The 12590-nt window shown below is 60.3% G+C and carries 16 protein-coding genes and 3 pseudogenes; 8 read left to right on the top strand and 11 right to left on the bottom strand.

Going from position 1 to position 12590, the window contains the following annotated elements; all coding sequences use genetic code 11:
- Nucleotides 1-118 precede the first annotated feature (118 nt).
- Nucleotides 119-382, top strand: coding sequence for a hypothetical protein (locus tag FVF58_RS47435; RefSeq protein WP_149676435.1), 264 nt, complete (start codon nucleotides 119-121; stop codon nucleotides 380-382).
- Between the two features lie 422 nt (nucleotides 383-804).
- Nucleotides 805-1779, top strand: coding sequence for a cysteine synthase A (locus FVF58_RS47430; RefSeq protein ID WP_149676434.1), 975 nt, complete (start codon nucleotides 805-807; stop codon nucleotides 1777-1779).
- Between the two features lie 50 nt (nucleotides 1780-1829).
- Here FVF58_RS47430 and FVF58_RS47425 read toward each other — a convergent pair whose 3' ends face one another.
- Complete coding sequence (locus FVF58_RS47425) at nucleotides 1830-2066, bottom strand: TonB C-terminal domain-containing protein (RefSeq protein ID WP_188131188.1); 237 nt, start codon at nucleotides 2064-2066, stop codon at nucleotides 1830-1832.
- A gap of 162 nt (nucleotides 2067-2228) precedes the next feature.
- Here FVF58_RS47425 and FVF58_RS52380 point away from each other — a divergent pair.
- A pseudogene (locus FVF58_RS52380) lies at nucleotides 2229-2330 on the top strand (ATP-binding protein); the annotation flags it as partial.
- Here the strand turns inward: FVF58_RS52380 and FVF58_RS47415 are convergent.
- A complete protein-coding gene (locus tag FVF58_RS47415) occupies nucleotides 2306-2545 on the bottom strand; it encodes a hypothetical protein (protein ID WP_149676432.1) in 240 nt (79 codons plus the stop codon). The pseudogene FVF58_RS52380 and the gene FVF58_RS47415 overlap by 25 nt on opposite strands.
- A gap of 681 nt (nucleotides 2546-3226) precedes the next feature.
- Between FVF58_RS47415 and FVF58_RS47405 the strand changes: the two genes are divergently transcribed.
- Together FVF58_RS47405 and FVF58_RS47400 are read left to right on the top strand one after the other, a co-directional pair.
- Complete coding sequence (locus FVF58_RS47405) at nucleotides 3227-3475, top strand: hypothetical protein (RefSeq protein ID WP_149676431.1); 249 nt, start codon at nucleotides 3227-3229, stop codon at nucleotides 3473-3475.
- 21 nt (nucleotides 3476-3496) lie between these two features.
- Complete coding sequence (locus FVF58_RS47400; RefSeq protein ID WP_149676430.1) at nucleotides 3497-3772, top strand: TonB C-terminal domain-containing protein; 276 nt, start codon at nucleotides 3497-3499, stop codon at nucleotides 3770-3772.
- Nucleotides 3773-3902: 130 nt separating this feature from the next.
- Here FVF58_RS47400 and FVF58_RS47395 read toward each other — a convergent pair whose 3' ends face one another.
- Nucleotides 3903-4940: a ribonuclease Z gene (locus FVF58_RS47395; RefSeq protein ID WP_149676429.1), complete on the bottom strand. Its 1038-nt coding sequence runs from the start codon at nucleotides 4938-4940 to the stop codon at nucleotides 3903-3905.
- A 93-nt stretch (nucleotides 4941-5033) separates the two neighbouring features.
- A complete protein-coding gene (locus tag FVF58_RS47390; RefSeq protein ID WP_149676428.1) occupies nucleotides 5034-6218 on the bottom strand; it encodes an FIST signal transduction protein in 1185 nt (394 codons plus the stop codon).
- 505 nt (nucleotides 6219-6723) lie between these two features.
- Here FVF58_RS47390 and FVF58_RS47385 point away from each other — a divergent pair.
- Nucleotides 6724-8652 carry an NHL repeat-containing protein gene (locus FVF58_RS47385; protein ID WP_188131187.1) on the top strand — a complete coding sequence of 643 codons (1929 nt, stop codon included), beginning with the start codon at nucleotides 6724-6726 and terminating at the stop codon, nucleotides 8650-8652.
- Nucleotides 8653-8694: 42 nt separating this feature from the next.
- Nucleotides 8695-9198 carry a hypothetical protein gene (locus FVF58_RS47380; RefSeq protein WP_149676427.1) on the top strand — a complete coding sequence of 168 codons (504 nt, stop codon included), beginning with the start codon at nucleotides 8695-8697 and terminating at the stop codon, nucleotides 9196-9198.
- Between the two features lie 59 nt (nucleotides 9199-9257).
- Here FVF58_RS47380 and FVF58_RS47375 read toward each other — a convergent pair whose 3' ends face one another.
- The 3 genes and pseudogenes from FVF58_RS47375 to FVF58_RS47360 form a co-directional block, all read right to left on the bottom strand.
- Nucleotides 9258-9488 (bottom strand): hypothetical protein, encoded by a 231-nt coding sequence (locus tag FVF58_RS47375; RefSeq protein ID WP_149676426.1) that lies wholly within the window; start codon nucleotides 9486-9488, stop codon nucleotides 9258-9260.
- 317 nt (nucleotides 9489-9805) lie between these two features.
- Nucleotides 9806-10024, bottom strand: a pseudogene (locus tag FVF58_RS53840) (hypothetical protein).
- Nucleotides 10025-10280: 256 nt separating this feature from the next.
- The gene (locus FVF58_RS47360) at nucleotides 10281-10502 is read right to left on the bottom strand and encodes a hypothetical protein (RefSeq protein ID WP_149676424.1); all 222 of its coding nucleotides are present in this window, start codon (nucleotides 10500-10502) and stop codon (nucleotides 10281-10283) included.
- Between the two features lie 317 nt (nucleotides 10503-10819).
- On the opposite strand from FVF58_RS47360, the gene FVF58_RS55110 reads away from it, so the two are divergent.
- Nucleotides 10820-11113, top strand: coding sequence for a GNAT family N-acetyltransferase (locus FVF58_RS55110; protein WP_149676454.1), 294 nt, complete (start codon nucleotides 10820-10822; stop codon nucleotides 11111-11113).
- Here FVF58_RS55110 and FVF58_RS47350 read toward each other — a convergent pair.
- The 4 genes and pseudogenes from FVF58_RS47350 to FVF58_RS53835 all read right to left on the bottom strand — a co-directional run.
- Nucleotides 11093-11494 (bottom strand): GNAT family N-acetyltransferase, encoded by a 402-nt coding sequence (locus FVF58_RS47350; protein WP_246217545.1) that lies wholly within the window; start codon nucleotides 11492-11494, stop codon nucleotides 11093-11095. The genes FVF58_RS55110 and FVF58_RS47350 overlap by 21 nt on opposite strands.
- Before the next feature lie 274 nt (nucleotides 11495-11768).
- The gene (locus FVF58_RS47345) at nucleotides 11769-12089 is read right to left on the bottom strand and encodes a Rieske (2Fe-2S) protein (RefSeq protein ID WP_149676422.1); all 321 of its coding nucleotides are present in this window, start codon (nucleotides 12087-12089) and stop codon (nucleotides 11769-11771) included.
- A gap of 1 nt (nucleotide 12090) precedes the next feature.
- Nucleotides 12091-12459 carry an SUF system Fe-S cluster assembly protein gene (locus tag FVF58_RS47340; protein WP_149676421.1) on the bottom strand — a complete coding sequence of 123 codons (369 nt, stop codon included), beginning with the start codon at nucleotides 12457-12459 and terminating at the stop codon, nucleotides 12091-12093.
- An 8-nt stretch (nucleotides 12460-12467) separates the two neighbouring features.
- Nucleotides 12468-12590, bottom strand: a pseudogene (locus FVF58_RS53835) (Fe-S cluster assembly sulfur transfer protein SufU); the annotation flags it as partial.

Below are 12590 nucleotides of genomic sequence, written 5' to 3'. Positions count from 1 at the left end.
GGACGCGTTCTGCCAGTGTGCCTACTCGTGGCATCGTGGAGCTCTTCTTCCGACACATCGGCATTCCGCAACCGGATGACGTACGGCGGGCGTCGCAGCAGGTGGACCGGGTGACCCCATGAGCCGCACTTATCACTATCACGGATTCGACATTGAAGTGGCCGTTGAGACTGACTTTAGTTGGAAGGCCGGTCCCAGCGCGACAACCAGCGTCGGATTTGTGGCGGTCTTGAGGATCAGCAAGGCCGATGCCTCCATCGCCGTGTTCTCCCCGCTGCGTTTTGGCGAATCGCAAGGCAAGCCATTTCTCAGTGAAGCCGATGCGCTCATGGGCGGCTATAGTACGGGACGACGTATTGTCGATGACTTGTTCAGTTCGTAACCTCGTGCCCTGATGCCGATGCCGCGCAGGAAACTTGGCAGTGATCTATCTGATTCTCCGACGCTCTGGATGGCTGCCATTGCGTCAGGACCGGCCATTCGGCAGCGCCCGGACGACTCTTCGTGGCCGAAGCCGGCACCCGTGAGTCCTGACCGCTGGCCGGCGTGCCGCTGTGATGTTCTCGCTCAATGTGGTTCATGGGCGATGTGATTGGACTGCTCTCAAATAATGTGGGCCCGTTTTCACGTAGTGGGGTCCCGGGCGCTCGGATATTTTCAGCTATTGTGGTCCCGAAACCACCGAGGTAATCGGTCCCGACCACTTATGTAATCGGGCCGCTACAGATAGCCTGCGTCGGCTTTATCGACCTATTCTGGAAGCATTCGCCGTGCGTCACGATTGATCGCGGGCAAGGGGGCATCATGAATGTACAGGATGGTTTCACCGCCTGCATTGGCAACACGCCGCTGATCCGGCTTGCAAAGCTCAGCGCGGAGACCGGGTGCGAAATTCTCGGCAAGGCGGAGTTCCTTAATCCGGGCGGATCGGTGAAAGACCGCGCAGCGCTCTATATCATCCAGGACGCCGAGCGGCGTGGCGTGCTCAAGGCGGGCGGCACGGTGGTGGAAGGCACCGCCGGCAATACCGGGATCGGGCTGGCGCATATCTGCGCCGCGCGCGGTTATCGTTGCGTGATCGTCATTCCGGAGACCCAGTCGCAGGAAAAAATGGACCTGCTGCGCGTACTTGGCGCGCAGGTGCGTCCGGTGCCGGCGGTGCCGTACAAGGATCCCAACAACTACCAGAAGATCGCCGGCCGTCTGGCGCAGGAGATCAAGAACGCTATCTGGGCCAACCAGTTCGATAACCTCGTCAACCGGCAGGCCCACTATGAAACCACCGGACCGGAAATCTGGCGCGACACGGCTGGCACGGTGGATGCTTTCGTGTGTGCCACCGGGACCGGCGGCACGCTCGCAGGCGTTGCGCGTTTCCTCAAGGAACAGAATCCGGCAGTTAGAACCGTGCTTGCCGACCCGCACGGCAGCGGGCTGTACAGTTTCGTGAAAACGCGCGACATCAGGGCGGAAGGCACCTCGATCACGGAGGGCATTGGCTCCAGCCGTGTCACCGCCAACCTCGAGGGCACGCCTATCGACGACGCGGTGCGCATCGATGACCAGAGTTGCGTCACGATGGTGTATCGCCTGCTGCGGGAAGAGGGGCTGTTCGTGGGCGGTTCCAGCGGCATCAATGTGGCGGCGGCCGTCTGGCTGGCGCGGCAGAAGGGGCCGGGCCACACTATCGTCACGTTGCTGTGCGATCGTGGGGACCTGTATTTTGCCCGGCTATTCAATCCCGCCTGGCTGATGGAAAAAGGACTGGTGCCGCCCTGAGGAGGCGGCTTCACGTTACCGCATCACCCGCGAACCCGCGGCGTGTCCCGCTAGCCCATGAGAGCGCGCCCCCTTTTCGGCCGGAACGTAATCAGAAAACTGGCCGGTGTGCTGCCGTAGACGTGCAGCGGCAGCAGAACGGATTGGTCCAGCGCGGTCGATGCAGTGTTGTCTGATTGCGGGTTACCGCTCGAACCCTGCACCGAGGCGCTCAGCACAGATCCGTTCGGCGCGCATGTCACCGCGCCGACTGCCGACGGGTTGCCCTCGATGTCGGTCGGCGCCACGAGTTTCGGCGCGCCCGGCACCTCGCCTGGTCGGCGTAAACCCGCGACGCCGTGGAGCCGCTGTTACGCTTGGCTAAAGCGTTATCCAGCAGATTTTTCGCTGCCATTACTTGCACCGCAGCGAGGTGTCGCTCGTGTCGGCGATTGGCCGCCCCGTCTGGCCCGGGGCTCGGTATGACGGTGGCCGCCATTGATCGGCTCGTGCATCACTCGACAATCTTCGAGCTGAATGTCGAAAGCTACCGATTCCGCAACGCGGACAAGATAATCGCCGCCCAACGCGTCTGGCCAAGACAGCCGATCTCCTCGCATGTGCGCCACACGCGATCGCACGGCGACGTGTCGCGTTCGAAGCCCTCGGCCTGGGTGTCCGCCTCGCTGACGTCCTGCAGACGCTCGACGCGTACGGCGGTCACTTCAAGCGTAATGCGCGACGCGGCGCGCGGCATATGTATGGAGGGCACCCAGCGTAGACCCATTGCCGCAGATCCGGTCGGCGGCTTCCCACAGCGTGATCAGTGCCGTACGGACTTCATCTACGTAACATGCATGCGGACCGGGCTTTGGCTTCGGCGGGTGAAGTGCACGACTCAATATACGGGTCGCGTGCTTGCGGTGATAGCCTGTCAGCTTCAAAAACGCGTCCAGGATCTGCCGCTTCTCATGTCGGTTAGAACCTGGCTTCAGATGACCCACTATTCTGTTCGCAGAATGCGGTTCTGCGGGCGATTCAGCAGCACAGGTTCTTTTGGGGGCAATCGCGATTTTCGTGCAATTTCTGACGGCTTGACCCTGAAAATCCTTATTGATCAACGTTTTGCACATTCTCCGATTGCGCGAAAGCCGTGGAGCCGCCGAGCCTTGCTGCAAGCGGCTCTGCATGCGACTACCGCCAGATTTCGCACGATTCGAACGATTACCCCATTACGCCGGTCATCCGCGGCTCGATTGCGCCGGTCCGTGACAGCGTCCCCTGCGTCTCCTCAATGTCCTTGGGCCAAGCCTGATGATCGCCGACGGGTCCGGCTTCGAGTGCGAATCGAAACTGGGTCGACCGAGTTCGACTCCCTTGCATCAAGGTACTGAACGCGCGCCTCGCCGCCACGGCGTCGAGGCTTGTGCTAACTTGGAAACGTCGAGCGTTCGATAGGGGGCGCCAAATGTCAGTGATCGCGCCGGACGAAAAAGCGGATTATGTTGCCATCTTGCACCGTCACCAGCTTGCCGAGACCGACTTTATGCTTCAGGAAACCGACACGACCGACGTCGTGGACGAGGTCTACCCTCTTCAGGGCCGTGTCACCATCATTCGCAAGTCGACGCTCAAGGAAAGGGAATACCAAATCGGACATGGCACCGCATGGACGGTCGAATTTGAGAAAGACCTGACGCAGGGTGCGTTCGGGTGAACCGAATCAACTCAGCCAGCAATGCGGCTGGCGATCGGGATGCTACTAGACTGGCGTAGCGCAACGGCCACATTTCATTCAACGGCGTGGAAATATGCCGGTGAAAGCAACCGCAGCACGAAACTTCCGTGGGTCGTCATTTCGACGCTGATGGCGATTGACTGCGCGCCGGACCATGGCGTGCTGAACGCCAGGATTGTGCGTCCGAGCGGCAATTCGGGGTGTGACAACGCAGCGGCGCGCGCCGTGCAGAAGTCCGATCCGATGCGGCTCGGGCATTCACGAATCGTTTTCTGAATGACTGCACCTGGCCCGATTCCTGACTATCATTCCAGGCTCAACAGGACGTCGTAACCGCGGCGTGAAACAGGGTGGCCAAGGAGTCCATGGACGATAAGCGAGCGGTCGGTGGTGAAGCTTCCCCGGTCTAATCAGGCCTTTCGCCAACCCGAACCGACGTAGCGGACCATGCCGCCTGCACTTCTGCAGTCAGTGCTGCCGAGCGCCCTTCGTAACGCGGCGAAAAGTGGAACGGTACCACCGCCCGAGCGCCGATCCGGCGCGCGATCAGACCGGCCTGGCGGGCCGTCAGATGATTCTTGCGCAGGCCATGGGCCTTGTCCTCATCAAGAAAAACGCTCTCGATAAACAGCAGGTCCACGTCGTACATCAACTCCGACAGGGTCTCTACGTTCGGTTCCGTATAGCGCAAGTCCGTTACATAGCCAATGCGCTGTCCAGGAACGATGTCGACGATCAGGTGACGCAGTTCGCCGACCTGCCGGGTCATGGCGTGCTCGCCATGACGGTCGCGCCACTGAACCTGAATGGTCGCCTCGTCAGGGGCGCCGGTCAGCACCGCATGTTTCAGTTCGCGCAGCCATGCACCCGTCGACACCCCCAGTGCAGCGAGCCGGTCCTTCGCGACCTTGACGCGGGCCTTCTCCTCGAGCACGTACGCAACGCACGGGATGTCATGATCGACAAACCGGCCGCGCACGCGAAAGGTTGCTTCGTTGTGCACCACGTCGTCAGATCGTTCAAAGGATGGGCTGGCTTCGCGGGCGAACCGTCTCCGACTTGAAAAGAGTGCGCGCTGCCCGCTACCGTCCACTCCGATTTCGCGCGCGTCGATCTCCAGCTCGACGTCGTAACGATGCACCACGTTCCAGGTATAGGCGCTCAGCTTGTGTTCGATTTGTGTAAGAAAGTTGGGGCCGCCAAACATCACGATGCCAGCCTTGCGCCCGAGCATCACGCGCAAGAGACGATCGAAGCCGGAAAAATGGTCCATGTGCGTATGGGTAACAAACACCTGTGACAAACGCAGCAGTTGGCGCGGCAACAACCTGGAGATATCGCCAGGATCGAAAAGGAGGGCACGCCGTTCTTCGCAAAAGTCTACGTATAGACCTGGGTCGCCAAACGCGTCATTGACAAGCCATGGTTTGAAAAGGGCGTGCATGAATCTGTCAGGGCGGCGTACGAATGGCTGTTGTGGATGAACGCAGTTTGGATATTCTTCGTGCTATGGCAAAAATCAGAACCGTCCGGAGCCTCAGTCCGGGCTCGTAAAGACCGTCAATACGCCGGTGTAGCCGTAAAGGTGATTCCTTGCAATCTCGCCGCCGGCGAAGAATCCCACCAGCGGTACGTCGCCTAGGGCATTTCGCACCGTCTGCAACTCCGCGTGCCGCGCTCCGAAGTGCGGGCCGCCCCGTCCCGAGCAACTGACATACAGGGCGCCCGACATGTGCCCCGCCGTGCCGCTTTCCAGTTCCGCGCGGATTTCCGTTGCAATGCGCACCAGATCGCCCCGGGCAGCCTCGGGGTTGCGCGTGCAAAAGGCCAGATGCATGCCGGGCTCGACCCGATCCGCAATCGCCAGGACCCGGTGCTGGGTATCCACGCCCACCAGGTGCCGCACGAGTGTATCCGCGCCGAACTTGCCAGGCCATTTCGGCACGTCCTCGGCGCCGGTGCTCAAGCCCGCCAGGGTGGTAGACAGCGCCTGCGACAACGCCTCGATTGGCAGATCCCGGTCGAGTCCAAGATCTTGCAACACGCAATCGAGTGCGGGCTTGCCGTCCAGCGTGCCCACCAGATTGTGTTGGGCCTGGGTGATGGTGCGTACCGGCCCGATGGGCTGGCAGCCCTGCGTCACGCGTGAGATCAGACCGACCTCGGGGCCGAAGAGCACGCCGGACATTCCCCCGGTGAACACGCCATCCGCCATGTGCAGCGGACGGTTTCGCGCCGAGGATAGGCCGCCGAAGAGATAACCCGTGGTCGTGCGGGCGCTCAGTTCGTGCAGCAATTCCTGCACGTCCGGCGTGCTGCCCTCGGCATGGACCAGCGCGGTATGGGCCACAAACCCGGAGGATGTCGCCGGCAGTGGCTGCAGGCCGGAGAATAGCCGGAACGATTCCCGTGACAGCGGCGCGACCATCAGCACCAGAGCCGGTTCGTCGATGTATTCGATGCCGCTGGCGGCCACACCGACACCGACCGTACCGACCCAGGCGACGCCTGGCTGACCCCGGTGCAGTTCGTCGAGGATCGCCTCGGACGCGGGTGCGTAATAGTCGCTCACGTAACACCAGCCGAGCGTGAACGGAGCGGATTCGTCAAGCTGCGCCGCACGGGCCGCAATTTGGGTTTGAATTTGCCTCTGGCACTCGGCCAGGGCCACCCGCCAATCGGCGTGGGCGGCGTGAGCGTGGACAAACGAAGCGCGGGACATGGCCCAACCCTGTCGAAGACAACAATAAGTTGGACCTCCACTGGCAAGGCTTGTTCAGCCGGCCGTTGAGAAACCCGCGCTCAGACCGGCCGCCGGCGCTTGCGGTTCATGAGTACAACCCGTGATGTCCGCGACCGGCGCTTGCCGACCCGTTGCGGACCGTCGACCCGGCGTGACATCTATGTCGGCTTTCAAAGGTGGAACGGTCGTTCGTTGACATGCATGGCCAGGTGCGGCATCGCCCGCCAATGTGACAACGCCATGAAAATGCCAATGTATGCAATCGCACACTTCTGCTCGGTTTCGTCTTCGGGCTTCGTGCCCAGAGCACTACTTTTCAGAAGCACGTCCCTCGACTGATACAACCGGCGCGGAACGTACCGGCCTGTTCGGCCCGCCGATTCGATTGCGCCGGACTGCATCCTTACTTGCCAGCCGCCTCAGTGAAAAAGCCATCCGGTCTCCTGATGGCGGCCGTCGCACGTGGTGCAAATGGGGAGACGTCATGAAACGAATCTGTGCCGCATTCCTTGCGGCAGTGCTGAGCGCGACTATTGCGTCGGAATGTCAGGGGCAGTACACGACTGACTGGATAGCGAATACGTTTGGGACTAACGCCACGCACGTAGGTAACGCCGCGCGTTCGATGTGGGTCGCACCAGAAGGCACCATCTACACTGCTTCCATGTGGGATGAGAACCAAGGTGGCATTGCGATCTACAAGAACGGTGCTAATGCGGGCAGCATCGGCGCGCACGGCGAGTCGCAGGGCTCGGCGATTACCGGCAATGCGACTTACCTTTGGGCTCCCCGCCAATTTGGCCGTGTCAACGGCGTCTTCGTGAACGGGACGGTCTTCCGCTATATCCGCGCGACTGGTGCGAACGACCAGCAGATTCAGGTCAGCGCTGACACCACCGAGCGGCGCGCGGACGTCATCACCGGCATCGCCACGTGGGGCCAATACTGGGCCGCATCTGATCATCCAGGCAACCGCGTCCGCCTCTACAAAACCGACGGCACCTGGGTCCTCGACATCGCCGTGACTGATCCTGGCGCCATTGCCTTTGACCGCAACGGCAACCTGATCATCGCGCAAGAGACCGAAGGCGCGCTCCAGCGCTTCAACCGCTCCGGCCAGCCCCTCGGCACAGTCACCCTCGCCGCAGGCGTCCAGCCCCACGCCCTCTACTTCGACCCGACTACCCAGTACCTGTGGATCGGCGACGCCGGGCCAGACCAACAGGTCAAGATCTACGACACGCGCACTTATACGCAGGTCTCAACCTTCGGCATCAAGGGTGGGTACCTGGACGCAACCACTGGAACCAAAGGCCAGGTAGGCAGCTTGCGTTTTGCTCGAATCGATGGCATTGGGCGAGACTCTGCGGGCAACACCTACATCCTCTCCCAGCCTTGGGGCGGCAGCTGGGACAACGGACGAACAGGAGGCACGGACATCTATGCGTACGGTTCGACTGGAGCACTTAAGTACAGGTTGCTGGCGCTGAATTTTGAAGCCATTGGAGCGCCGGACCCAGCGGCAGATGCTGGAATTTTCTACAGTGGCGTCAACGTCTACAGTGGTACGGGTGGTGCAAACTGGTCCTTCGTCGCTAATACGGTTGATCCGTTCACCTACCCCGACGATCAGCGACTGAACTCGACCACCTACCCCGGCCGCGGCCTGCACTTCGGCATGATTGCGAGCGCAGGAACAAACAAGGTGCTGGTCGCCACTGACCAGAACCCCGACGGCTTCTATTTCTTCCACTTCGACCCAGCCCAAGGCTATATCGCCGTTCCGGACGGGGCATTGCCGGGGACGCAATTTAATGCCACTGCGCGGGTCCGCAACGGCTTCTGCCTCGACAGCAGGGGCGACGTGTGGGCGGGCCTGGACAAGACGAACCAGATCTGGCACTGGTCCCTCACCGGGTTCGATGCGAACGGCACACCGTCATGGGGAGCGCCTGTGACTGTGGCAACTCCTGCGTCGATCGGCGACCTGAGCCGCATCATTTACCTGCCAGAAAGCGACACGATGATTCTCGGGCAGCGCATCACGGGCAGCACGGACTGGACCGGCATCGGAACCCGCGTAGAGGTCTATCACGGGTGGCTCGCCGGCAACACGACCAACCCCAATCCGGTAATCACGCTCACCAGTGCGAACCCGAAGTCCCTCACCGCTGCCGGCAACTACCTGTTCGTTGGCTACGTCCACACCGTGCCCAACATCGATGCCTTCAATCTGACGTCGGGCAGCCTGGACAACACATTCACCAACAGCAACCCCAGCAACGTGAGCGTCGGCAATGACGTGGATTCAATGTACGGGCTGAGATCGGTGCTGCGTTCGAACGGTGAGTATGTTGTGACCAAGGACAACTACAACGGCACCAGCATCGTTGTTTATCGTTGGACTCCCTGATCACCCGTGCCCGTCGCGAAACGGACAACAATCGTGCCGTTAATGAAACGAGCGAATGATGCCCGGTTCCCGGGCGATGGAGGAACCTATGTATTTCTTGTTGCAATATTGGGGCCAGACTCCGACGCGCCCGTGAGCGCGGAAGCATACTCATTGGGTAATGATGGTCAGGCAGCCGGAACCACATTTGTGAACTACGAGGGGCAATCGTGGCCGGTTGGCGCACAGTGGCTAAACGGTGCGCTTACCTCTACGCTTCCGCCTCCGAATCACACGACCTTCTGGGGTATCAAGGACGGCCTTGTCGCTGTCGGCAGCATGACAACGAACAACTACACAACCGAGTCCGCCATCGTCGTCGACACGGGGAGTGTGACTGACCTCTCGGCCCTGGTCGGCCCGAACTCATGGGCGGCCGATGTTAACGATCAGGGACTCGTTTGCGGCGGCAGCACTAACGGAGAGGGTTTCCTGTACAGCGTGCCCGCAAACCGTCTCGTTACCACCGTTTCGACGCTTAATCTTGCTGCAGCCTGCACGTTGTAGCCAACCGTCCCCGTGTGGCGCGTGTCTTCCCGCAAAGTTCCGTGAACCAACGTGCAAGACTAGCCTGGCTTGCCTTCGTGTTCGTCAACCGCAGCGCGAAGCCAATTGAACCCGTCTGCGAATGCAGCCGACGCATCACGGAATCGGGCAATTGGCATCGGAACGTTGCGTGCGCCGCCGATCGCCGCGAGATGTATCGTCTGCGCTGCGATATAGAACCCGGTAAGTGCGTCACCATCGACTGCGACGTCCAGTTTACATTCCCTATATAGCTCGTTGCGTCGCAGCATGCCACTCTCCATCGTGTTTTTCGAAGCACCGCTGTCACGCCTTCTCGGGCCAAGCTAGCTGATGCTCGCCCATCACCCACTCGTTAGGAGGGGTGCCATCAGCTGTATTCTGGTACAGCCAGCTTCCGCAGACCGTGCAATTCCAGTTGCTGCTGATTTTCGTCGCGTGGCTCGGCGGCCCGATTGCACTAACGCCGGAATCGGCGAGATCACCATGCGGGGGAACGCTAGATGGCTTTCCAACCAATTTGAGACAGGCATTGCAAGGCTGCATAACTGCCTCCAAGGATCTGTTTTGAGGAATCCGTGCGCGCGGCCTATTCGGAGTTCGCGTCGCACCACTGGATCGCCCAACGCTGCGCCGCCTCGACAGCGTCCGCGTCGGAGGGATAGTCGCCGAGGTCGCCTGAATACTTCACTTCAACGGCATCGTCACCCTTCGGGGCGCGCCGGTGGATCTTGGCGCGGGCGTACTAGTGGCCGCCGTCATCAAGAGGCGACGCGTCGATGTGGAACTCCTTGTAGTCGAACTTCATGACCGTCCCCGCGGGCTACGCTACTCGCCGTCGCGCTGGAAAAGCCGTGGGCACCACGCCGCGTCTCGACCTATGTCCACCGGCTTGTTCCGGTAGTCGCAGTTGCAAGAAAAAACAAATCCTTCCTCGTCGATTTGGGGTTCGACCCATCGAAGGCGAACCGCGCACTGCAGTTTCGGCAAGTCCACATCGCTGTCTCCGGCGCCGTTTTCGACCTTTCGCCAATTGTCCAGGTTCGGATGGTCGACGCGACAATTCAGAGCTCACGTTGTTTGAGCAACTTGCTGGCAAGAGCGCGCGCGGCATCTCGCGCCTGATCCTCACGCGCAAAATCCGGTTCAGTCTGGTGTGGATCGTCCGACTCAGGTTCAGCTCCCACTCGTCGCAGATGCACGAATCCGCGATAAGAACCCGTCACAGTTTTCATCACGCGAACTCGCGCCACATGCGTGTGAGTTGCGTAGACCTCATCTTCCACAGCGATCTCCCTTCTACTTCCCTCGGAATCGTAGCATGCAATAACGGCGCGAGCGGCAATCCCGCGACATGAGCATTCGCTGTTGCAAAACTCGTCTCGCGGGGCTCGCTCTATAACGCGTCCACGCTAGTTGTTGTGCGCTTTGAGAGGTCGATGGGCTGGAATCGCCTCCAACCCGTAACCAACGGTTGACGGCTAAAAAAAGGGGGTACCAACACCATGGCTATTGGTTCAGCGCACATTGAAGAAAACGGTGCAATCAGAGATTTGCTAACGAAAGCCGGCCTACCCGCATCCGACATATCTGAGACGACGACATCGCCTTCTTCATTTTTGAAAGCGATGGACACGTGGTTACTGTGTGCGTCTGGCTCGTGGCAAATGGCAAAGCCGGTTTGATTCGCTCGCTTGCTGTAAATCCGGCTGCCCGAAATGCGGGAATCGGCCGCGTCCTCGTTTCGAACCTCGAAGAGGCCGTGGCGCTTCAGAAGATAGACCAGTCGTATCAACTTACCACGACCGGTGTCTGCGCGGTGCCGACGTTCGAACGTCGAACCTGGCTGCCCGCGGTGGACATGGTGCCTGGAAGGCTACACATCCCGTTTCATTAGGGCCGGTGGTGACGAGGGAGGCAGCACCAAAGTAGAAACCTTGCCGTCGTTTTCGATATCGACAAAACCGACTCTCCTGTACCAGTCATGAGCAGTTCGGTTGGATACCAGGACATTCAGGTACAGGGGTTTTTCCAGAACGCTGCACAACGATATGACCTTGGCGAGTGCTTGACTGCCGATCGATTTGCTTTGCATCTCCGGTACGATACAGAGCATCCTCAGCCACAGGAGATCTGGTCCGACGTCCCAGTGCACAAATCCGCACCGGTCGCCTTCGCAGGTAATTAATTGGCAAGTGCCTTGACGAAGGCTTTTTGCGAATCCTGCTTGTTGCAGGGCCTCGTTCCAGCCAAACGCCAAGGTAACGAAATCCTTCATCGTTCGCCGGTACGTGTCAAATAGCCATTCCGAGTCTCCGGGTACGGCCTGTCTAAAATCCAGATTCATAACAACAGCCCATCGCGTGAGGCAAGTCTTCGCCAGAGTAACGGATACAATGGATTGGACTCAACCCGTCAGGTCCGGCGAACGTCAACTGATGCCTATTGCCGTTAAACGGGCGGCTCCGTTAATCATCCGCCGATGCGTGCTGCCTGACCCCGCCTCAAGTGTTCGCCCAGCAAGACGACAAGCCCCTCCACTTGACCTCATTTCAATCCCACCGCTCGTCACGCACCTGAACGATGCCCGCCTCGATCCGTACCGGAAACACCACGACATCCTCATAAGCCGGCGGCGCCAACACCTTCCCCGTCCTGATGCAAAACCGCGCACCGTGGCGCGGACAGATAACCACGTCGCCTTCCACCGCACCGCCTGTCAGGATGCCGCCGTCGTGCGGGCAGATATCCTCGATTGCATAGCAAGTGCCGTCGACATTGAACACGGCAACCTGCGCGCCATCGACCTCGACGCTGCGAACACCGCCGACCGGGAAATCCTCAACCGCGGCGACATCGACCCAGTCAGACATATCAAAGCATCCCCAATTGCAGGCGTGCCGCGTCCGACATTCGCTCTCTTGACCACGGCGGATCCCACACCAGCTCGACGTGCACGTCGTTCACACCGTTCACAGAAAACACCGCATCCTCAACCGTCGCCGGGAAGGTCTGCGCGACCGGACAGCCAGGTGCGGTCAATGTCATGCGGATTTCGACGCGGCCTTCGGCTTCGTCCACGTCAAGACCATAGACAAGCCCCAGGTCGTAGATGTTGACCGGAATCTCCGGGTCGAACACGGTGCGCAGCGCGTCCATCACGCGTTCTTCAAGACGTTCTGTTGTTGCGCCACTGCCAGGTTGTGCGGCCTCGGCGCGCTTCAGCCAGTCGAATGTACTCATCGTCTGCCTCACTCTGTCGATACGGGGCGGGCCTCGTCGTGCAGCGCGGCATGCAGCGTATGCCACGCAAGCGTCGCACACTTCACGCGCGCGGGAAATTCGCGCACGCCGGACAGCACCGTCAGCTTGCC

The sequence above is a fragment of the Paraburkholderia panacisoli genome (assembly GCF_008369935.1).
Lineage (GTDB): Bacteria > Pseudomonadota > Gammaproteobacteria > Burkholderiales > Burkholderiaceae > Paraburkholderia > Paraburkholderia panacisoli.
This window is presented reverse-complemented; position numbering and strand designations above follow the sequence as displayed.